20 protein-coding genes are annotated in these 21250 nt (G+C 61.2%); 7 read left to right on the plus strand and 13 right to left on the minus strand.

Going from position 1 to position 21250, the window contains the following annotated elements:
* Positions 1-49: 49 nt before the first annotated feature.
* Entirely contained in the window at positions 50-1666 is a 1617-nt protein-coding gene (locus tag AUL39_RS04940; protein WP_235810769.1) for a RecQ family ATP-dependent DNA helicase, read from the minus strand.
* A gap of 83 nt (positions 1667-1749) precedes the next feature.
* Between AUL39_RS04940 and AUL39_RS04945 the strand changes: the two genes are divergently transcribed.
* Positions 1750-3150, plus strand: a complete 1401-nt coding sequence (locus AUL39_RS04945; protein WP_059054311.1) for an MATE family efflux transporter — start codon at positions 1750-1752, stop codon at positions 3148-3150.
* A 9-nt stretch (positions 3151-3159) separates the two neighbouring features.
* On the opposite strand, the gene AUL39_RS04950 is transcribed toward AUL39_RS04945, so the two are convergent.
* Positions 3160-4356 carry a hypothetical protein gene (locus AUL39_RS04950; protein WP_160327032.1) on the minus strand — a complete coding sequence of 399 codons (1197 nt, stop codon included), beginning with the start codon at positions 4354-4356 and terminating at the stop codon, positions 3160-3162.
* A gap of 52 nt (positions 4357-4408) precedes the next feature.
* Positions 4409-5803 carry a PTS transporter subunit EIIC gene (locus AUL39_RS04955; protein ID WP_059054316.1) on the minus strand — a complete coding sequence of 465 codons (1395 nt, stop codon included), beginning with the start codon at positions 5801-5803 and terminating at the stop codon, positions 4409-4411.
* A gap of 248 nt (positions 5804-6051) precedes the next feature.
* On the opposite strand from AUL39_RS04955, the gene AUL39_RS04960 reads away from it, so the two are divergent.
* The 3 genes from AUL39_RS04960 to AUL39_RS04970 all read left to right on the plus strand — a co-directional run bounded on the left by AUL39_RS04960 (position 6052) and on the right by AUL39_RS04970 (position 8613).
* Positions 6052-7251 carry an alanyl-tRNA editing protein gene (locus AUL39_RS04960; RefSeq protein WP_059054318.1) on the plus strand — a complete coding sequence of 400 codons (1200 nt, stop codon included), beginning with the start codon at positions 6052-6054 and terminating at the stop codon, positions 7249-7251.
* A 242-nt stretch (positions 7252-7493) separates the two neighbouring features.
* On the plus strand, positions 7494-8117 hold the full coding sequence (locus tag AUL39_RS04965; protein ID WP_059054320.1) for a hypothetical protein: 624 nt from the start codon (positions 7494-7496) through the stop codon (positions 8115-8117).
* A gap of 190 nt (positions 8118-8307) precedes the next feature.
* The gene (locus AUL39_RS04970) at positions 8308-8613 is read left to right on the plus strand and encodes a (2Fe-2S)-binding protein (protein WP_059054322.1); all 306 of its coding nucleotides are present in this window, start codon (positions 8308-8310) and stop codon (positions 8611-8613) included.
* Between the two features lie 5 nt (positions 8614-8618).
* Here the strand turns inward: AUL39_RS04970 and AUL39_RS04975 are convergent, their stop codons facing one another.
* The 4 genes from AUL39_RS04975 to hypB form a co-directional block, all read right to left on the minus strand.
* A complete protein-coding gene (locus AUL39_RS04975) occupies positions 8619-9269 on the minus strand; it encodes an HAD hydrolase-like protein (protein WP_059054324.1) in 651 nt (216 codons plus the stop codon).
* 197 nt (positions 9270-9466) lie between these two features.
* Entirely contained in the window at positions 9467-9811 is a 345-nt protein-coding gene (locus tag AUL39_RS04980) for a hydrogenase maturation nickel metallochaperone HypA/HybF (RefSeq protein WP_059054326.1), read from the minus strand.
* On the minus strand, positions 9812-12718 hold the full coding sequence (locus tag AUL39_RS04985) for an FAD-dependent oxidoreductase (RefSeq protein ID WP_070807560.1): 2907 nt from the start codon (positions 12716-12718) through the stop codon (positions 9812-9814).
* A gap of 3 nt (positions 12719-12721) precedes the next feature.
* Positions 12722-13417: a hydrogenase nickel incorporation protein HypB gene (gene hypB, locus AUL39_RS04990; RefSeq protein ID WP_235810770.1), complete on the minus strand. Its 696-nt coding sequence runs from the start codon at positions 13415-13417 to the stop codon at positions 12722-12724.
* 249 nt (positions 13418-13666) lie between these two features.
* On the opposite strand from hypB, the gene AUL39_RS04995 reads away from it, so the two are divergent.
* Complete coding sequence (locus AUL39_RS04995) at positions 13667-14185, plus strand: HD domain-containing protein (protein ID WP_059054328.1); 519 nt, start codon at positions 13667-13669, stop codon at positions 14183-14185.
* 15 nt (positions 14186-14200) lie between these two features.
* Here the strand turns inward: AUL39_RS04995 and AUL39_RS10895 are convergent, their stop codons facing one another.
* Genes AUL39_RS10895 through AUL39_RS05010 form a run of 3 tightly spaced genes read right to left on the minus strand, consistent with a single transcriptional unit; the run spans position 14201 to position 16097 of the window.
* Positions 14201-14968 carry a C39 family peptidase gene (locus tag AUL39_RS10895; RefSeq protein WP_160327033.1) on the minus strand — a complete coding sequence of 256 codons (768 nt, stop codon included), beginning with the start codon at positions 14966-14968 and terminating at the stop codon, positions 14201-14203.
* Between the two features lie 41 nt (positions 14969-15009).
* The gene (locus tag AUL39_RS05005) at positions 15010-15507 is read right to left on the minus strand and encodes an acyl-CoA thioesterase (protein ID WP_032111773.1); all 498 of its coding nucleotides are present in this window, start codon (positions 15505-15507) and stop codon (positions 15010-15012) included.
* A gap of 8 nt (positions 15508-15515) precedes the next feature.
* On the minus strand, positions 15516-16097 hold the full coding sequence (locus AUL39_RS05010) for a cysteine hydrolase family protein (protein ID WP_059054332.1): 582 nt from the start codon (positions 16095-16097) through the stop codon (positions 15516-15518).
* 110 nt (positions 16098-16207) lie between these two features.
* Between AUL39_RS05010 and AUL39_RS05015 the strand changes: the two genes are divergently transcribed.
* Complete coding sequence (locus AUL39_RS05015) at positions 16208-16408, plus strand: hypothetical protein (protein WP_059054334.1); 201 nt, start codon at positions 16208-16210, stop codon at positions 16406-16408.
* A 566-nt stretch (positions 16409-16974) separates the two neighbouring features.
* A complete protein-coding gene (locus AUL39_RS05020) occupies positions 16975-17715 on the plus strand; it encodes a hypothetical protein (RefSeq protein ID WP_153001572.1) in 741 nt (246 codons plus the stop codon).
* Between the two features lie 165 nt (positions 17716-17880).
* On the opposite strand, the gene AUL39_RS05025 is transcribed toward AUL39_RS05020, so the two are convergent.
* The 3 genes from AUL39_RS05025 to AUL39_RS05035 are packed head-to-tail and all read right to left on the minus strand — an operon-like array spanning position 17881 to position 21000.
* Positions 17881-18243: a DUF1667 domain-containing protein gene (locus AUL39_RS05025; RefSeq protein WP_059054338.1), complete on the minus strand. Its 363-nt coding sequence runs from the start codon at positions 18241-18243 to the stop codon at positions 17881-17883.
* 1 nt (position 18244) lies between these two features.
* Positions 18245-19519 carry an NAD(P)/FAD-dependent oxidoreductase gene (locus AUL39_RS05030; protein ID WP_059054340.1) on the minus strand — a complete coding sequence of 425 codons (1275 nt, stop codon included), beginning with the start codon at positions 19517-19519 and terminating at the stop codon, positions 18245-18247.
* On the minus strand, positions 19516-21000 hold the full coding sequence (locus AUL39_RS05035; RefSeq protein WP_059054342.1) for an NAD(P)/FAD-dependent oxidoreductase: 1485 nt from the start codon (positions 20998-21000) through the stop codon (positions 19516-19518). The genes AUL39_RS05030 and AUL39_RS05035 overlap by 4 nt, the downstream gene beginning before the upstream one ends.
* Positions 21001-21250 lie beyond the last annotated feature (250 nt).

Raw genomic sequence — 21250 nt, forward strand, 5'->3', positions numbered from 1 at the left:
CCGTGAGTGGTGAACACCGCAGCATTGCTCTTGTTTCAATCACGACCATCTACCACCGGTTGATCTCCTCGAGGAAAGCGTCGCCGTATCGTTGGAGCTTGGCACGTCCTACGCCGGAAACCTGAAGCAGCTCCTCCTCGCTCGTGGGGCGGCGTCGCACCATAGCGCGCAGGGTTGCGTCCGAGAAGACCATGTAGGGAGGGATGCGGAACTCGCCCGCAAGCTGCTTTCGCAGTGCGCGCAGGCGCTGGAAGAGGCACTCGTCCTCGTCGGTGACCTCCGCCTCACTAGGAAGCTCGCACGTACGATAACTGCTAGATCCCGCGGCGCCAAAGGCTCTGCGAGGTCGTGCGGCACGCAGGTACTTGTCTGCGGAGGTGCCCAGGCACACGGAGCAGCCTCCGCAACCAGCCGGGACAACACCTGCCCCAAGCGTCGACGCATCCTGGCCAAAGTAGCGCAGCACTCGTGCGCGAAGGCACGAGTCGCTCATCGCATAGCCAATCATGGACGAGAGGAGCCGCTCCCTGTTGCGTAGCAGCGTCTTCCTCTCGGCCTGTGGGGTCTCGGGTGGGAACTCGGTGTTGTCAATGAAGAAGTGGCACGTGCGTATGTCACCGCGGCTCCACAGGAGGTAGCACTCTGCCGGCTCGCCATCGCGACCGGCGCGTCCCGCCTCTTGGTAGTACTCCTCCAGCGAGAGGGGCAACCCACAGTTCACGACGAAGCGCACGTCGGACTTGTCGATGCCCATGCCAAACGCGTTGGTAGCAACCATGACGCGCGCCTCGTCGCGCACGAAGGCCTCCTGCGAGGCCGCGCGCTCGTCGATCTCCATGCCCGCGTGGTAGCTCGCTGCGGTTATTCCCGCGGCGCGCAGGGTCTCCGCCAGCTCGTCCACCTTCTTGCGGGTGGTCGCATAGACAATGCCGGACCATGTTGGGTGCGTCGAAAGGTAGCCCAGAAGCCAGCGAGTGCGCTCCTTTGGTGTAAGTTCAAAAGACGAGAGACACAAGTTGGGCCGGTCGAAACCGTTCACCTGGATGGCGGGGTTGCGCAGGTCAAGCAGGCGCGAGACATCCTGCCGCACCCGCGCCGTGGCGGTTGCCGTGAGAGCGCAGACAACGGGACGTTGTGGCAGCTGGTTGACAAAGGCGGGGATGCCTCGGTAGGCCGGGCGAAAGTCCTGTCCCCACTGGCTCACGCAGTGCGCCTCGTCAACGGCAACAAGCGGCACGCGCACCTGGCGCGCAAAGGCAATGAAGCGCTGGTCAGCAAGGCGTTCCGGCGCAACGTACATGATGTCGTACCAGCCGGCTATGGCGCGTGCCATCACGACCTCCTGCTGGCGAGGTGTGAGCGTGGAGTTGAGGTAGGAACCCCGGATGCCCGCCTCCTTGAGCGAACGCACCTGGTCGCCCATGAGCGAGATGAGCGGCGACACCACAAGCGTAAGCCCGCCGAGAAGTACCGCCGGAATCTGGTAGCAGATGGACTTACCGGCTCCCGTAGGCATGACGGCAAGCGCGTCGCGACCAGAGAGAATCGACGAGATGACCTCCTCCTGCCCGGGACGAAAGGAGTCATAGCCAAAGTAGGTGCGCAGCGCTTCGCGAGCGCGGACCATGGCTCCTTCTTCCCAGTCCATGCTGTTCTCGCCTGCCACCAACAAACCCCCTTTATGTCTACTTAAAGACGATGCCGCTCGCCGATTGTTTAGCGCCATCCGCAGGTACTACCATACAACGCATGGGGAGTAAGGAAGACACAGCAACAGCAAAGTATCGGCAGATGACTGAGGAGCCCGTAAAGCCCCTCATCCTCACGCTTGCCGCTCCCTCGATCGTCTCCAACCTTGTGACCAGCATCTACAACCTCTGCGACACCTTCTTTGTGGGATCGCTTGGGACCTCCGCCGAAGGCGCCATTGGCATCTCGTTCGTAGTCATGACCGCCATCCAGGCCGTAGGCTTTGGCATGGGACAGGGCACCGGCAACGCAATCTCGCGCTATCTGGGCGCAAAGGAGCGGGAACGCGCCTGCATCATGGCAACCAATGGCCTAGCGACCACGCTTCTTCTCGGCACGCTCATCGCCATTGTGGGCAACATCCTCATCGAGCCCATCTGCCTGGTGGCAGGTTCGACCGAGACCATCCTCCCCTACGCCAAGACCTTCGTGGGCATCATTCTTCTGGGCGCACCCTTCATGTGCAGTTCGCTCATGCTCAACATGCAGTTGCGCTTCGAGGGAGAGGCGCTCCATTCCATGATTGCCATCATGACAGGCGCCCTCATCAACATTGGCCTTGAGCCGCTCCTCATCTATGGGGCTGGTCTGGGCATAGCAGGCAGCGCCACCTCTACGGTGATCTGCCAGTTCATCAGCTTTTGCATTCTTGTCTGGCAGATCCAACATGTGGGGATAACGCCCCTCTCGCCCAAGTGGCTGAGAAGGCCCGCTCGCGCCATGGTCACCAAGATCGTGAACGGCGGTCTTCCCTCCTTTGTGCGCCAGTGCATGCTCGGTGTGGCTACCACGCTCCTCAACGAGGCGGCGCGTCCCTTTGGCGACGCAGCGATAGCCGCGCTCGCCGTGGTGCAACGCATCACGAGCATTGGCAACTACGTTCAGATTGGCTTTGGCCAGGGCTTTCAGCCGGTGGTTGGCTACAACTACGGCGCCAAGCTCTACGAGCGCATTAGGGCTGGCTACCACTTTGCGGTGCGCACGGCATTCATTGCCGTAGCCCTGGTAGGCGTTGTGACCTTTGCCCTGGCACCGCAGCTTGTGGGGCTCTTTTCGAGCGACACCGAGGTTGTCGATATAGGTACGCTCGCCTTGCGCGTGGAGAGCTTCACGCTCCCGCTCACCGGCACCGCGATGATCACCAACTTCCTGCTTCAGACGACCGGCCGCATGTGGCGGGCAACCATCCTTGGCGCTTGCAGGCTGGGCCTTGTTCTTGGCCCCGTGGTGCTGGTGCTACCGCCCCTGCTGGGGCTTCTCGGCGTCCAGCTGGCGCAGCCCGTAACCGATATCATCACGTTTTTGGTGACCATCCCCATGGCGTGGTCAATCCTGCATGAGCTTTCTGCCGAGGAGCGTGAAAGCAAGCGCACGAGCGAGGCTGCCATGCCGGCCAAGTAGCGCTAAACCTTAGCTGTGAAGTGCCGCCGCCATGCGAGAGAACCACTCATCCGCGGCGCCCTTGGGAAAAACCGTGATGTAGCTCTCGAAGTACCTGCCGTACTCGGAGAGGTCCACCGCATAGCCAAGATAGCCGTCGACATAGCCGCATACCAGCAAGGGGGCGGTCGAGGCATCTCTCAGCTGCTTTCCAAAAGAGAAGACGACCTCAGAGGGAACAAGGGCAAGCCTCACGCATCCAAGGTCGACTAGCGTGGCCGTGGCATCGAGGCAAATCCGGGGTATTGCCAGCTTTGCCTCAACCATGCCAAGCATCTGACGAAGGTCGTCCTCTCGGGTGGCAATGCCAGAAGCCTTGGCAGCAGCTGGGTCTTTGAGAAGTCCAGTGAGCATGCGACGGGCAGAGAGGAGCGTCTCGTCCTCTGCCGGCACGTAGTCGAGATGCACAGGCACCTCTCTGGTGTCCCCAAGTGCAATCGAGGCGGTTTGCAACGTTGCAGCGGCAAAGCGCCGACCAATCTCTCCGCCAATGCGCTCAACCTCGTCGAAGCCCTCGCCGCGCCGCGTGAACCTCGTGCTTGAATCTCCGGCGTCGCCAACGAGGACAATCGCATGCGAACCAGTAAGCTTCTCGTACTTTACGCGTAGAGCCCCTACGTAATCCGTGGAAAGCAGGTGGTTCTCCCCATGGAGCACAGTGGGATGACAGGCAACGTGGAGGATGTCGACGCGCTGGGAACCGTCAGCCGAGGTAAGGCTGAGGACGGTTCCGGTTGTGTCGCAACCGGCGCTGGCACCGTTACGGTTTGTAAAGAGCCCTGAGAGGTCGCACGTACCAAGCCGAGCTGTTGCGTTCCCCTGGCCTTCCTGCTGATCCTTGCACTTCTCGGCACTTGCGGCCATCGCGTCGAGAAGCGCCTCGATGAACGAAGGATCTGGTGGACACCCTGAGTCTGCGAGCCTGCTTACCTTTGGGCCAGAGTGGGTGTGGATTGCGGCCACGTGCACGTTGTCTTTGGGAAGACCTGTGCGCGAGGTAATTGCCTGCCGAGCCTCCTCCGCAAGTGACGGCTCGAGGAAGAAGATGTCCGCAACGCAAAGGCAGAACTGGCGAAACAGTTGCCCCTCCCCATCGGAGATAAGCACGCAGCGTACGGTGATGTTGTCATGAACTCCTGTGGCCTCTCGCCGGCCGTAGCCGTCCATAGGGCAAGGGACGGCCGGGGTTATGTCCTGCTGAGCGTAAGTAACGTGCATCTTAGGCTGCCTTTGTCGCCGTTTGCTCCGCTCTCTGCTCGGCAGCATCGCCCTTGCTTTCAAACCCAAAGGCAAGCACGAGCACAAGCGCAATGACAAAGCTTACTGCCGCCTCTGCCAGGAACCATCCAATTGGTGCAAACGAGGCAAGCGTGAACACGTTGACCAGGAAGTTGAAGACAATGAGCTGAACATTGCCAATGCCGCCAACGGCCCCGCCAATCGCTCCCGCCACAACAACCATGGGGATGAGCTTGCGGTACCTCATGATGACGCCATAGATGAGGGGTTCGTTAACGCCAGAGAGAATGCCAGAGATGAGGTAGGAGCCAACGAGGGTCTTGTAGTCCTTGTCTTTGGTGCGCAGGAAGACGCCGAAGCTCACGCCAAGGCATGCAAAGACGCTGGCTGCAGCAAGGGCAAAGATCGGGTCTCCGCCGTTGGCGTTGAGGTTTGCAAGGATGATGGGGATGATTGCCCAGTGCACGCCAAAGATAACGAGAAGGCCCCAGAACCCGCCCATCACGATGCCAGCGACAACCATATTGGCGCTCACGAGGTAGTTGATGGCGGCGCCTGCGCCATTTGCGACGGCGTTGCCGATGGGGCCGAGGACCAGCGCGGTGAGGGGTACCATCACAGCCAGGTCAATTGCGGGAACGAGGAAGCTCCGTAGGTTTTTGGCCAGATGGGCGTTGAGGAAGCGCTCGAGGAAGCTTGTGACCCACACGGCGAGGAGGCTCGGAACGATGGTTGCCGAGTAGTCCACGGCAACAATGGGGATCGAGAAGAAGCTCTTGGGGTCGCCGGTCTGAAGCGCTGTGAAGTTGGGTTCAAGGAGCGCAGCGCCGATAATTGCGCCAACGAGGGGCGTAACGCCTAGCTTCTTGGCCGCATAGAAGCCAACAAAGATTGGCAGGAAGTAGAAGATCGCGTGACCGGCGGCATACCAGACGGCAAACTGGCCGCTATCAGCGGGACAGACGCCAAGTCCCGCAAGAATGATGAGCACGGCTGTAAGGATGCCAGCACCAGCAAAAATGGGCAGAAGCGGCGTGAGAGCGCCAGAGATGTAGTCGAAGATCCTCGCCATCACCGAGCGGTGGTCTTTCTCGGCAGGCGTGGGCTCTTCTGGTGCTTGCGGGGCCGAGGCGTCGAGAAGGCCCACAAGCGGCGTGTATACGGTCTCGACAGTCGGGCCGATGACCACCTGGAGCTGTCCGCCCTTCTCGACTACGCCGAGGATGCCCTCCGTTGCCTTGAGCTTATCGGCGTCTGCCCTACCGGCATCCTTGAGTGTGAATCGCAGTCTGCTTGCGCAATGCGTCACACCTTCTACGTTGCTTGGACCACCAACGAGTTCGAGAATGCTTTGCGCAAGCGCCTTTTCGTCCATCTCTGCCTCCGCGTTTGAGCTTTGGGTTCCTTAGATGCATCCATGCTAGCGCTGTGTGTGATCGGCGGAGCTTTTTTGTATCAACCATGTAACCATGCCCGTGTCATCGGACAGGCGTCTGCCGCTGAATCTGTGTGACGCAAAACGAAAGAGTCGGCATCCAGGACCGTCTTCATCCCAATTGCGCCTATCATGGGCCGCTGTGAGGAAAACGCGCATTACGTGCCAGTGCATGGAGGCATTGAGTCATGGAAACCTTTGATGAGCTTTACTATCGGGAGCCCTACACGCGAGAGTTCGATGCCTCTGTTGTGTCCTGCGAGCCTGCAGATGAGGGGTTTGCAATCGAGCTTGACCAGACCGCGTTTTATCCCACAGGCGGCGGACAGCCGGGCGATAGGGGCACGTTGAGCGTTGGTACGGATGAAGGCCAGGTTGTGGCCCACGTGCGCGAGGCGGTACCCGGAGAGGGCGCGGGCGAGGTTATCCATCTCTCGGACATTTCGCTTCCCGTTGGTGCTAGCGTCCATGGCTGCCTTGACTGGACCTGGCGGCGCGACAACATGGATGCACACACCGGCGAGCACATTGTCTCGGGCATCGTACATGCCCTCTTTGGCTACAACAACGTTGGCTTTCACATGGGCGAGCGCTGCATCGAGGTCGACTTTGACGGCGTCCTCACGTCCGATGACGCGCTCGACGTAGAGCGGCGCGCCAATGCGGCAATTCGCGAGGACGTGAGCGTAGAGGCGCTTCTCCCCTCTCCCGCCGAGCTTGCTGAAATGGACTACCGCAGTAAGAAGGACCACGACGGCCAGATTCGCGTGGTGAGGATTGCCGGCGTGGACTCCTGCGCCTGCTGCGGCACGCATGTGTCTTCCACCGGTCAGGTGGGGCTCATCAAGATCTTGCGGGTGACCACCAAGAAGAAGCGGACCCGCCTTGAGCTACTTTGCGGCCGCCGCGCGTTGGAGGCATGCGAGGCTGCCATGGCGGCACTACGTGACACCAGCAACTTCCTCACGGTTGGAGACGAGGAGGTTCCCGAGGCGGTACGTCGCCTCTCTACCGAAAGGGATGACCTCAAGCACCAGCTCAAGCAAGCTGGTCGCAAGCAGATTGACCAGTATGTGGCAACGTTGGCACCCGAGGGGTCGCTGGCTGTGTGCTGCCTTCCCGAGCTGGACGTTGAGGACCTCCGCTACCTGTGCGAGCAAGTCCTCGAGCGCACGGACGCAACAGTTTGCGCTGGCATTTCGCCCGTTGAAGATTGCCCCCGGCTTGCGTATGTGATTGCGTCTACTGATGCTGACCTGAGACCAGCATGCAAGGAGCTTAACCGCAGGCTTGATGGCCGTGGCGGCGGAAAAGCCCAGCTGGTTCAGGGCAGTTGGGCGTCATCCAGCGATGCAGCCCTGACTGCAATCCGCGACGTGCTGGGATAGCAGGGCCTCACCCAAAGGTGCCTGCCCAAAAAGTGCGGTTGTCAGTACTTTTTGAGAAAATGGTCGAGTACGAACACGCTGGCTATTTTTTCGAGCCGCAGGTAGGGAATTGCCACCTATTGGGTGATACTAAGCACTACTTCGAAAAAGTACTGTAAAGTCCGATTTTTGGGCACAGGGATCCCTGAAAACCCAAAGCGAATTACTAGTATGAGGCATACAGTGGTCGCATTGAGTCGGGCATGGACGAGGAAGCCGCCGTCTATGATCTTGGGAGTGTCGATGCTGCCGCAACGTCGGTGGTAGAGAGTATGCCAACCATCCAGCGAAGCTTCTGCAACCTTCGGCAAAACCACGAGAGGACGGCGCTGGTTACGGTGCCTCTCGTTCTTGGCGCTCTTGCCTGGGTGCCAGTTGTGTTTGCCATCGCGATGATGACCGTTGCGGTGTATGTGCTCCTATGGAGCCTTATTCTTGCTGCGTGGGCGTTTGTCGCATCCGGGTATGTCTTTGGCCTCTCATCAATTATTGCGTTTATTCTTGGCGCAACGTCGGGCAACTGGGTTGCAGGAGCCATGGATGGAGGTGTCTCACTTGCACTTGGTGGTGCCGCGGTGCTTTTGACTCCCATTGCCATCCAGGTGACGAGCATCCTGTACCAGACATCCATTCGATTTGGACGCTGGGTTGCACACTTGGTGGTGGGCGCCATCATCTGCGGAGCGGGCGCGGCAATGGCACTCGTTAGCCTTATTGCCTGCGGCTTTGCGCCTGACACGGTGGCTCCTCTGCCCACGGTCAATGCGGGGTTCTTGGGCACGATAAGCTATCCGCACCTCCCGCAGAGCCTAAGCTTTACGAGGTAGGTAATCCTACATCAAAGATGGGCGCCCGGCGGCCGCCTCTGGCTGTCGGGCGCTTTACATGAAGGTTAGGGTGCTTGCAGTGATGTGCAACCTTTGTGACATATGCCATAGATTGGGTAACATAAGAATCGATCCCACATTGAGGACCTAATCCCACTTTTCAAGACATATTTGATACAAGGAGAGAAGCATGTACGCAGACTATCACGAGCGCCATGGGCATGGTGGGCACTACGGTCATCATCACGGCGGCTGCCATCACGAGCACTGCTATCACCACGATTACGCCAGCGGAGAGGGCCAGTCAGAGAAGGATTCCGAACTGGTCTGCCCGTGCGTCGGGGTGACCAAGGCAGACATCGAGCAGGCCGTTATCAACGGCGCAAGGACGCTCGAGGATGTGGGGAACGCAACCGGGGCGGGAACGCGCTGCGGACGCTGCACGGGGGCCGTCGAGGCGGCCCTCCAGGAAGCCCTTGCGGCCCAAGCGTCGTAGGGTTATTACCCGAGAAGAACGCGCCCAAGCTCATCGACCGTGTCTACCACCGTAGTGGCACCAGCGCGGAGAAGCTCATCTCGGGACCCGTAGCCATAGGTGACGCCCACAAAGCCCACCGAGGCAGCCTGTGCGCCTCGCGCGTCCTGGGCTCGGTCTCCCACCATAGTGACCATACTCTTCTCGCCACGCATTCCCAGACGAACGAGCGCCTCGTTGATGACGTCTGCCTTCGCGGTGCGCTTCTCGTCCAGCGTTGCCCCTACCACCTGGTCAAAGAGGTCTGTCATCCCAAAGTGGTCAAGGATTCTCAGCACGTATGGTTCTGGCTTGGACGAGGCCACGCAGGTGATGATGCCCACGGCCCTCAGCGTGCCAAGAAGCTCAATAATTCCCTGGTACGGGTGGTTCTCAAAGAGCCCAACGGTTGTGTAGCGTTCACGATAAAGCTCGAGCGCTCGCAGCGCCTCCTCGTGCGACATGCCGGAGAAGTCCATGAACTCCTGGACGAGCGGCGGACCAATGAAGACCGAGAGCGCAGAGGGGTCCGGCACCTCTCGCCCCATCTTCTCGAGCGCGTACTGGACGGACTTAATAATGCCCTCGCCAGATGCGGTGAGCGTCCCATCGAGATCGAAGAGCACCGCCTTTGCCACGTTCCCTCCCCTGTCTGCCAGTCCTACCAAGAAGACGCGCAACGCTGCTCACCAGAGTTTAGCTCTTTTTCTTAAACGGCTCCTACGTTTGCCCAGGTAGCCAATAGCGATTTTAAGAAAGGGAGCTAAACTTCGCAGCGAGAGACCTGTGACGAGAAGAACAAGGCGGCCCCAGGCGCAAACCCGGGGCCGCTCGCCTATACAGCCTGGATGTCCTTCACCATCACGTCTCTGCCGGTCACGAGGTAGGTGTTGTGACCGCCGCAGACGGGGCAGGCCTTTCCGTACTCGGTGGTGCGGTAGGTCTTCTTGCAGTCGCGGCAGTATGAGATGCCCGCCACGATTATCAAGTTGAGCTCGCACTCCTGCATGTGCTCGGTGCGGAGCTTTGCCCACTCGAAGCAGTCGCGGAAGTAGCTGGGCACGATGGTGCTAACCTCGCCCACCTCGAGGTCAACGCGCACCACCTTGCTCACGCCGTTCTTGCGAGCGGCCTCCTCGACCATGTCGATTACGCGCACGACGATGCCCAGCTCGTGCATTTACGCGTTCTCCTCACGAGACTCGTCGCTTGAGTTGCCAGTGTAGGGGTGCGTTCGGTTGAACTCTTTGTGCGTGCGGTTGTACTCGCGACGCTTCTCGCGCATGATCTTGGCCTCCTCCGAGCCAGAGTTTGCCACGATCTTCACGGCGCGCTTGATTGCGTAGCTCGCAAGGCCTCCCACCTTGTCCTCGGCCACGCGCATGTCGGTCATCTCGGGGTGGTCGCGGTAGAGGTGGATGGCGTCGAACTTACAGCGGGTGGTGCAGATGCCGCAGCCAATGCACTTGTTGGGGTCGACAACGGACGCGCCGCAGCTCAGGCAGCGCTTGGTCTCGATGGCCACCTGCTCGGCCGTGAGCGTGCGGTGCGTGTCGCGGAAGCGGTCGGCACCCTCGGTGTCCATGCCCTCCTCCTGGCGGCCTTCATTGTCGTACGAGTCGATAAGAAGGTCGTCCTTGTCGAACTCAAGGTAGTTGTGGCGATCGCGGCCAATGGTCATGCTCGCACCTTCCTGCACGCGGCGGTGCAGCGACTCGGCGGCATAGTGGCCGGCGGCAATGGCGTCAATCACGAACTTGGGGCCAGTGAGGACGTCACCGCCCACAAAGATGTCCTTGTCTGCCGTCTGGAACGTGAGGGCGTCTGCCTGCGGGTAGTTGCCGTGATGGAAGGTGACCGAACGGCCGTCGAGAAGGCCGCCCCACTCGATGGCCTGGCCAATGGCAAAGACCACCTGGGTGCAGGGCACGGTGATGGTCTCGTCCTCATTGTAGAGCGGCGAGAAGCGCTTGGTCTTGGGGTCGATGACCTGCGTGCAGCGCTTGAAGACGACGCCCTTCACATGACCGGACTCGTCGACGAGCACTTCCTTGGGGCCCCATCCGTTCTGAACGGTGACACCATCCTCGAGCGTCTCGGCAATCTCTGCGTTGGTGGCGGGCATCTCGTCGCGCTGCTCGAGCGAGACCATCGTGACAGTGGCGGCACCACGGCGCTTGGCGTTACGCGCGCAGTCGACGGCCACGTTGCCGCCGCCAACCACCACAACGTCACCGGACATGGCGGGGTTGCCCTTGGCCATGGAGTCCTCGAGGTAGTGCACGGCAACGTCCGTGCCCTCGGCGGTGTCGCCGGGGACTCCGGGGCGCCTGCCGCCCTGGCAGCCCACGGCCACGAAGAATGCCCGGAAGCCCTGCTCACGCAGCTGATCGAGAGTCACGTCGCGGCCAACTTCGACGCCGCAGCGAATCTCGACGCCCAGACTCTTGATGATCTCGACCTCGGCGAGAAGCACGTCCTTCTCGAGCTTGTAGGACGGGATGCCGTACATCATCATGCCGCCGGGCTGCTCGTGCTTCTCGAACACGACGGGCGAGTAGCCGAGAAGGGCCAGGTAGTACGCGCAGGAGAGACCTGCGGGACCAGCACCGATGATCGCAATCTTCTGGTCGAAGTGGTCGTGGACCGAGGGAACAGCGCGGTTGGGCACGGCGTGCTGGGCCTGCGCAAGATCGTAGTCGGCGACGAACTTCTTGACCGCATCGATGGAGACGGGCTGGTCAATGGTGCCGCGCGTGCACGCGTCCTCGCAGCGCTTATTGCAGATGCGACCACACACGGCAGGGAACGGGTTCATGGTACGGATGAGCTCGACGGCTTCCTGGTACTTGCCCTCCTTGGCCTTCTGGAGGTAGGCCTGCACGGGGACGTGTGCCGGGCAGGCGGCCTTGCAGGGGGCAGAGCCCGTGGGCCAGGTGTTGTGCATGCGGGCAGTGTCGCGGTAGTTCTCGTCCCAGGCGTACTTGCCCCAGTGGATAGCGTCGGGAAGGATGGCGCGCGGGTACTTGGGCTGCTCACCGTTTGCGCGGCAAAGCTTCTGGCCCAGCTTCACGGCGCCGGCCGGGCAGGACTCAACGCAGAGGCCGCAGGCCACGCAGTTCTCCGGCGTGACCTTGGCCGTATACGAGGAGCGTGAGAGGTTGGGCGTGTTGAAGAGCATGCTCGTGCGCAGGGCGTTGCAGATCTTCACGTCGCAGTTGCAGATGTCGAAGATCTTGTTCTCGCCGTCGATGTTGGTGATCTGGTGGACAAAGCCGTTGTCCTCGGCGCGCTTGAAAATCTCAAGCGCCTCCTCGGTGGTGATGTAGTGCGCGCGGCCCGTCTCAACGGTGTAGTCGGCCATATCGCCAACCTGGATGCACCAGTCGTCCGGGTCATCCGCACAACCCTCGCCAAGCTTCGTGCGAGAGTAGCGGCAGGAGCAAATGCCTGCCGAAATGTGGCCCTCGTACTTCTTGAGCCAGTAGGAGATGCGCTCGAGCTTGACGGCCTCGTTCTGGAAGTTGACGGCCTTCTCGACGGGAATCACGTGCATGCCGACGCCGTCGCCTCCTGGCGGGACCATCTGCGTGATGCCAGCGAGCGGGATGAAGGTCATGCGCTCGAAGAAGTTCGCGACGGCGGGGTTCTTGTCGATGCGGTCCTTGCTCGAGTTGAAGAGCTCTGCAGAGCCGGGGACAAAGAACGGCAGGCGCCAGCGCTTGATGCGCGGTGCATCCGCTATGGGGCCGTCATCGTTGTAGTGGTCTCCGTAATCGTACTCGAGGATGCCAATGACGCTCATCTGGTCGAGGAGCTCCTGCAGGTGGGCGGGCTCAATCTCGGGCGCCAGGGCCATCATCTGGTCAAAGTCGTAGAACTGGCGAAGCTTCATACGGTTGCCAAGGTCAACCATCTCGTCGGTGAGGACCTCCTTGAGGCCCCAGTACTCGGGATCGTCGGTCTTGACGCCGCCAATCTTGTGCTTCACAACATCAGTGATCTTGCGACCAAGCTTAGCCACGGCAGCATTGCGCTCAGCCTCGTTCTGATAGATGGAGTGCTGCGTCTTAAACTGTTCCGGCATCTCTTATGCCCTCCAGAGGTCGATTTCGTGGCGAACCCAATCGGCGAGCTGGTCCATGCCCTCGCCCGTCTTGGCCGATATCTTGATGAGCTGGCAGTTGGGATTGCGCTGCCGCAGGTAGGTCTCGAAGGTGTCGAGGTCAAAGTCGAAGTACGGCAAGACATCGATCTTGTTGAGAAGCACGACGTCGGCCTTCTCGAACATGAGAGGGTACTTGAGCGGCTTGTCGTCGCCCTCGGGAACGGAGAGGATCACGGCATTCTTGGATGCCCCGGTATCAAACTCGGCGGGACACACAAGGTTACCCACGTTCTCGAGGAAGACAAGGTCAAGCCCCGTGGCATCAAGAGAGTCAATGCCCGTGCGCGTCATGCCGGCATCGAGGTGGCACATGCCGCCCGTATGGAGCTGGATGGCGCGGGCGCCAGTTTGGCTGATGATATGATCGGTGTCCACGGCGCCGTCGATGTCGGCCTCCATCACGCCTATGCGATAGGTGTCCTTGAGCAGGTTGATGAGACGTGTGAGCGTCGTGGTCTTGCCCGAACCTGGGGAGCTCATGACGTTGAGGAGGAACTGCCCGCGTGACCTGAGGTCTTCTCGTACGCGGTCTGCTTCAGCGTCATTGTCGGCAAAGACACTCTCTTTGAGCTCGATTACTTTGACTTCCTCCATGCGCTTCCTCTCCTGTGCGATCATGCACGCAAGACAGACGCCCCTCACGCCCCTTTTGCCATGAAGAACGTGGCCCGCCCGAATGGACGCGCCTTTGTCATGCCGTGACATCTCTATCACATCTGAACATATCCTAACAGGTGTGTGCGGTTAGACGCACGCCAATGGAAAAGGTTTCGCCCGTGCGGCGAGGTCGCCGGTCCGGCACGATGCCAGACATTGGCGTCATAAGATGGAGCAGCCTAACAGGGCAACACGAGAAAGGCTTTGAGAATGAGCTTGAACCCCCAGGACCACACTGCCCTCGAGCTTGCGATGTTCGATTACGACAAGGGAGACCCCAAGCGCATCCAGCACTTTGTGAAGGTGCGCGCCCTTGCCCGCACCATCGGCCTGGCAGAAGGCCTCGACGAGGAGACGTTCCACACGCTTGAGGCGGCGGTAATCGTGCACGACAGCGGCATACACGAGTCCGAGCGCATCTATCACGACACCTCCGGGAAGCACCAGGAGGAGCTTGGCCCCGGCGTCGCGCGCCCGCTGCTCGAGGCCGCCGGCTATGATCCCGCCGAGATTGACCGCGTGTGTTGGCTCGTGGCACACCATCACAGCTATGCCAACATCCACGACATGGACCTTCAAGTCCTTGTCGAGGCGGACTTCCTCGTGAACATCTACGAGGACGCCATGGATAGGCCGGAAGCAAGGCGCCGCATGGCGGAGTCCGCCGCGGCCAAGGTCTTCAAGACAAAGACTGGGCTTGCGATGCTTAGGGACCAGTTCCTCTCGTAGCCGGGAGCCCGCAGGTTAGGCTACCGAGAAGCTCCAGACGGCTCGTGCTTGCTCGCAGATAATTGAGAGGTCCCAGTGCCAGAGACTGCGGGCGCGGCTGTTTGAGTCGTGCGCGAGGGCCTTGCCCTCGTCGTCGAGGCCCTCTATGGCTATGTAGTGCCCAACCTTGGTAAAGATGCCAGGCGCCATGTTGCAGATGATGGGATGACCGGCTTCGAGCTCTGCCGCGAGCGCCTCAGGGGTGTTGGCGACTGACGTGCTAGCGAGCCCGAGCTTCTCGGGGCCCTCAGACATGAGAAGCCACGAAGAGCCGTTGCCATCCGTCGAGTAGCCGTTCTCGGTAGCAAAGTCGGCCATCTCGGTGGGGCCGTAGGTCGTGTCGCCGGTGAGGTCGATGTAGACCATCGAGAGCGACGTGGGGCCGCAACCCTGCTTCTCCAGGGTCCCATTGCTGTACGGGTAATCCTTGTACTGCGGGTCAATCTGGTAGAGGTAGGGCATGGAGCCCTGGTGCCACTCGTCTTTTGGTGTGGACTGTGGCGCCTGCGTGACCGGCACGACCTCCTCGTCATAGGCAACGGTGCGCTGCGTACCGGTGGTGTCGATTGCTGTTACCTCGGTTTCTCCGGGTTGCTCGGCCTTTGGCGAGACGAGGGCGACCACCGCAGCAATCACTGCTGCGGCGGCAACCCCCAGTGCGGCGGCGAGAATGACGTCTCGCCGTGTAAGGCGTCTGACGTGCCAGCGGAGGCGCAGAGCGGCGTGGCGGAGCGATCTTCTCACGTGCCTTGGACGACATGAGTCATCGTCCTGCTGCATGGTGGCTAGAACCCCTCAGCAGCACGGGTCTTGCGAAAGATGATGCGCTTGAGGGCGTCTTGGTTCTCGCGGCGTTCCTCGTCTGTCTCGAGCGAGAGGCCGTACTCGACGGGTGTGGGCTTACCCTTCTCGTCCACGCAGACCTCGGTGAGGTAGGCAACGTTGATGAGACGGCGCTCCCCGGTATGGACGTCCTCGGCGTACGAATCCACGCGCACCTCCATTGAGGTGTGGCCAACGTAGGTCACCGCTGCGACAATGACCACCACGTCGTTGAGGAAGGCCGGATGCTTGAAGGTGAGCTGGTCGACGCAGGCGGTGGTGACGTCCCCGCCGCAGTGGCGGCGTGCCGCGATGCCGGCGGTCTCGTCAATCCACTCCATGAGACGGCCGCCAAAGAGCCGGTTGACGCCGTTGATGTCCTCGTAGCGTACGGACTTGATCGACTCGGTGAGCGAATCGGAGACGCTCTTCTTTCCCTTGGAATAGGTCCTCTCAGCCATGCGTCCCCCTAGCTGCGAGCGGGTTCGGTGCCGAGTGCGGCGAGGACTTGATCAGTGGTGGCAACCTTCGTGCCAAAGCAGCGCTGCATGTGCTCGAGCGCGCCCTCTTGGGTGCCCACGAGGAAGGTGCGCGTGGCGTCTGACACCACGACGGAGTCGTAGCCCAGGTTCCAGGCGTCGGCGAGGGTATGCAGGACGCAGATGTTGGTGTCCTCCCCCACTGCGATGACAGTCTTGACGCCAAGCTCGCGCAGGGTGAGGTCGAGATCCGTCTGGAAGAAGCCCGAGTAGCGCCGCTTGGGAATCACGAAGTCACGCGTGCCGCTACCCGGTTCGAGGGCGGGGTGCGGGTGGGCCTTGCCCTTCACGCCGTGATCGCCCCAGAGCTCAAGCTCTCGGTCCACGCCGGGGATGTGCTGGTCGCAGAGGAAGAGCACGGGAAGGCCGGCACTTCTCGCCGCGCGCGTGACCTGCACGGCCTTGGAGACGAGTGCCTCTTCTTGGGGATCTGGGTTGTAAAGCGAGTCAGATGCGTCCGTCACGAGAATGTCAACGACAAGCAGGGCAGTCGAGGCTGCGTCGATGTTCATGATGTCCTCCGGTTTCCGTTGGGGTACGTGCACATGGTACCCTTTGGGAACGGGAGTTTGCCGTCCCACACGGGACGGGCACCTTTTGCATGCAGGGAGAGGCGAGCTCAATGAGCAATGCACCGCAGGTAGCAGGCTCGACCGAGGAGGAGCGACGCGCGTACGTGAAGGAGCGCTTCCCCTGCATTGCCGACTGCGACCAGTGCGGGTTCTGCGCCGCCTACCACGGCCGCGATCCCGAGACGGCCTATGCCGACTACATCGCTGGAAGGGCGGAGTTCCTGGAGGTCTCTCTGCGGTATCGCAGGTAACGGAGACGCACGTCTCCCAATGAGCCACGGCTTCCGGGCCCCAACGACCTCCTGGCCGCCATGTACTCTGGGTCGCCCCATCCCCCTCTCCCGGAGATTAGCTCCTTTTCTTAAACGACCCCTGCATTTTCCCAGTTGACGCGAAGTCGTTTTAGGAAAAGGAGCTATTCTCCGCAGCACGGTCGCAAGGCACAGGAACAGAAGGTGCACGCTCGGCCCAGCCTTGCACGAATCTGTCAGAAACTCGACGGTCAATGAGGCTCTGAGCTGTGGGTTTATTAGGTATTCTCCCCCCTAACAACTACGGGGGTGAGACTCTGGTGGGCAAAGACACACGGGCGGCGTGCGAGAGGATCCTTGCCACAGCGGAACGCCGAGGATTCTGCGCATCGCCGACCAATCGGGAAGAACTCAATCGCTTCACGTATCTAAGACGCAAGGGCGAGCTTGTGAGCCCCTATGCCGGACTATTTGCTAGCGCAGATGTCTGGTCGCGACTCCTTCCCAGCCAACGGACGCGACGGGTTATGCGCACGCTTGCCCGGCTCCACCCCAGTTGGATATTCGTGGGCCCATCGGCTGCGCTTGTCTACGACCTGCAAGTTCCCCCGTCTGCACTGTGGCCTCTTTGCATTGCAACAACGGGCAATGGCACGTGCAAGACCTATGCGAACGCGATTCGGAAGCGCATCTCGCCATGCGAGGTTCTTGTCATCGATGGCATTCGAGTGACATCGCTGGACAGGACTGTTGTCGATTGCATGTGTACGCTCGAGTTCCCCTCTGCGCTGGCAGTAGCAGATTCCTACCTGCGCAAAACAAACCAACCGCGCGAGCGCCTGGAGGCAATGGTTGCCAAACCTCAGATGGGCAAGGCTGGGATAAGGAACGCGCGTCTCGTTGCAAGTTTGGCAGATGGGCGTTCCGAGAGCTGGGGAGAGTCCGAGGCACGCGCAGCAATGATTGAGCTGGGGTTCCAGATGCCCGATCTGCAGGTCCCCTACCAGGATCCCGTTACCGGAAAATGGTACCGAGCAGACTTCTCGTGGAATCTTGGCGATGCTGGCACAGTCATCGGCGAGATGGACGGGCTTCTCAAATATTCGGACTCGTCTCTTACGGGCGGAGACACGCTGTTGGCCTTTGTTCGAGAGCGGCAACGGGAATCTCGCCTCACCATAGGCGGCAGAAGCGTGATGCGCTTCACACCGACGCAGGTCAAGGACCGGCCATTCTTCGATAGCCTGCTAGAGAGCTACGGCATACCTCGGGTGGAGCCACTTACGGGCTGGAAGGCCCTGCGATAGGCGCTGTTCTCGTCATGCGACTGCTCGCGCTTCAGAGAATAGCTCCTTTTTCTTAAAAGCCCCCTGCGTTTGCCCAGTTGGCGCAAAGCCGGTTTAAGAAATGGAGCTATTCTCCGCAAGCGGGGGCCAGGCGGGGCCGGCTACATAGCCGGCCCCTCACGCTACCTAGGCGTCCTTTGTTGCCACAATGTCTACTCCGGTTCCGGCGACATCGGCGAGAATGACGTCGCCAATGTGAACCGGTGCAGTTGCCGTGACGTCTGCGAGGGCTCGCACAACGTCGAAGACCCGGCCCTTGGGAACATCCCCCGCCGTTTTGACCGAGACCATCTTCTCCGTTGCCGAGCCCACGACCGGCACCGTTGTCGTGACAACGCGAACGGGGTGCGTGACCTCGTCGCGGGCGTACTTGTCACCACGCATGCAGGAGTTTCCGGTGACGCTCGTGATGGTACCGTCATCCGCCAGGGTAACGGTCACGGTGCAGCCTCGGGGGCAGCGGATGCAGGTAAGCGTTCTTTTCTCCATGCTATGCCTCCTCGAGCGTCACGACGATCTTCTCAAGACCAGGCCTGGCGAGAAGGTCATCGCGCTTGAGCGTGACGTCTTCCATCTCGCCGGGCACGAGGATGGGCCGGCGCTTGGCAATGACGCGCTCGTCACCCAGATAAACGCAGATGCGCCTGTCCTCGTAGACGCCGCTCACCCGGAAGCGAACCGTGAGCTTCTCGGGCATGCGCTCGGGGTCGATGGACTGCGGCACCGTGTAGCGGACGCCACCCTCAGCCACAACGGGAATGCCAGGCTCCTCGTCCTGCGCCTGGTGCTGTACGCAGGCGTCCGCCCACGCACCCGCCGCGGTGCCGGCAGCCGTTGCCTCCTGCGAAACGTAGTCGACAAGGTCGTGCACGTGTAGCACATTTCCGCAGGCAAAGATGCCAGGCATACTGGTCTCCAGGCTCTCGTTTACCACCGGGCCACGCGTGACGCGCGAGAGCTCGACGCCGGCGGCGCGCGAGAGCTCGTTCTCGGGTAGGAGGCCAACCGAGAGAAGCAGCGTGTCGCACGGATAGCGCTTCTCGGTGCCGGGGAGCGGCCGGCCCTTCTCGTCCACCTGGGCAATCCACACCGCCTCGACACGGCTCTTGCCCTCCACGCGCGTGACCGTGTGCGAGAGCAGCAGCGGAATGCCAAAGTCGTCGAGGCACTGGACGATGTTTCGCTTGAGACCGCCTGAGTAGGGCATGAGCTCGGCCACGCACGCGACGTGCGCGCCCTCGAGCGTCATGCGGCGTGCCATGATGAGGCCAATGTCGCCGGAACCAAGGATGACGACCTCGCGGCCGGGCATGAGTCCCTCAATGTTCACCAGGCGCTGAGCCGTACCCGCGGTGTAGACGCCTGCTGGCCTGAAGCCTGGAATGTTGAGCGCACCCCTCGGCCGCTCGCGGCAGCCCATAGCAAGGACGACGGCACCGGCCGTAATGCGCTGCATGCCGCGTGCCTCGCTCACGCAGGTGACCACGTGGTCTGGCGAGACGTCTAGCACCATGGTGTCGAGAAGGAACTCCACGCCAGCCTCGCGCGCAAGCCTCTCATAGCGCGCGGCGTACTCGGGGCCAGTGAGCTCCTCGTTGAAGGTGATGAGGCCAAAACCATTATGGATACACTGGTTGAGAATGCCACCGAGCTTTTGGTCGCGCTCGATCACCAAAACGGAGCGCTTGCCCTCGCCACGTGCGGCCGTTGCCGCGGCAAGTCCGGCGGGGCCGCCGCCAATGACAATGACGTCGTAGTCGCTCATGCGCGGGCCTCCTTTGAGATAGCGTTCTTTGCGTGACCCTCGATGAACTCGGAACCAGGCCCGGACTTGGTGACGTTCTCCATGGTGACGTCGGGCAGCTCGCGCGAGAGGATTTCCATGATCTTTGGCGTGCAGAAGCCGGCCTGGCAGCGGCCCATGCATGCTCCCGTGCGCCGCTTGACGCCATCGAGCGAGCGGGCGCCCACGGGACGGTGTATGGCGTCCACGATCTGCGCTTCGGTTACGTGGCAGCAGCGGCAGATGACCCTGCCGTAGAGCGGATTCTCCTCGCAGAGGCTCCCCCACTGCTCGAACGAAAGGTCGTTCATGTTAGGGATGCCGCGGCGCGTGTCCACAAACTCGCCAGAGGGCCTCTCCTCTAGCCCCAGAATGTTGGACACGATGCCCGCAACCATGCGCCCAATGGCAGGGGATGCCGTGAGGCCGGGCGACTCGATGGCCGAGCAGTCCACAAAGCCTGGTGCTGAGGGGTTCTCGCCAATGAGGAACTCGTGCTCCGCCCGGTGCGCACGGAGTCCGGAGAAAGACGTAATGACCTCGCGGAGAGGAACGTCGGCCACGGTGATCCCGCACTTCTCGGCCACCTCGGCAAGACCGGAGGCAGTGGTGTCGGTGCCTTCCTTGTCTTGGATGTCTTCTGCCGTGGGGCCCACGATTAGGTTCCCGTGAATGGTGGGCGAGACAAGCACGCCCTTACCCATCTTTGAGGGAAGCGCAAAGACCACATGGTGAACGTGGTTGCCAGCAGTGGTGTCGAGGAGCATGTACTGTCCGCGGCGCGGGATGATCTCCAGCTTGTCCTCGCAGACCATGTTGTGGATCTGGTCCGCGTAGACGCCGGCCGCATTCACCACGCAGCGAGCGAAGATGCGGCCACGCGGCGTCACGAGGGCAAAGCAACCCTCTGGCCTACGCTCGATGGAGGTCACCGGAGCATTAAAGATGAAATCGACACCGTTGGTCGCGGCATTCTCGGCAAGGGCCACGTTGAGCCCGAAGGGGTCCACGATGCCGGCTGTTGGTGCCCAGAGCGCACCGACGGCATTCGGAGAGATGTTGGGCTCCATGGAGCGAAGCGTGTCTCGGTCAACAATCTTGAGGTCAGGTACGCCATTGGCCACGCCTCGTGCGAAGAGTTCGCGCAGGCCGTCCATGTCGCGCTCGCTCGTGCACACAACGAGAGACCCAATATTCTTAACCGTGAACTGCAGCTTCTTTGCCAGTTCGTACATGAGGGCGTTGCCCTCGACGTTGAGGCGAGCCATGAGCGATCCGGGCGTGGCATCGTAGCCAGCATGAACTATGGCAGAGTTGGCCTTCGACGTGCCGCAGCAGACATCGTCCTCACGCTCGACTACGCAGACGCTCGCCGTAGTCTTTGCAAGCTCGCGCGCCGTGGCACAGCCAGAGACACCGGCCCCGATGACCACAACGTCGTAGTGGCGTTCGTTCTCCTGCATCGACCTCTCCTCGTTCCCGGTGGGTGGACGTGGCGAGGCCATCCAGCGAGTCTCACCGGGGCAGATTATCCACCCCGAAGGCTGGAGCGTATTTGCGCGGTGGACGGACGGTAGTGCCGTCCCGTAGAACGGCACCAAGCGTCCGCGAACGGTGCTATCAGTTAACGACAGCACGGGTAGCGTCAACGCACGGCGACGGCGACGCCCGAGAGCACGTTATCGCCGCAACGATGCACAAAGGGAGCCCTCC

The organism is Tractidigestivibacter scatoligenes (genome assembly GCF_001494635.1).
Classification (GTDB): domain Bacteria; phylum Actinomycetota; class Coriobacteriia; order Coriobacteriales; family Atopobiaceae; genus Tractidigestivibacter; species Tractidigestivibacter scatoligenes.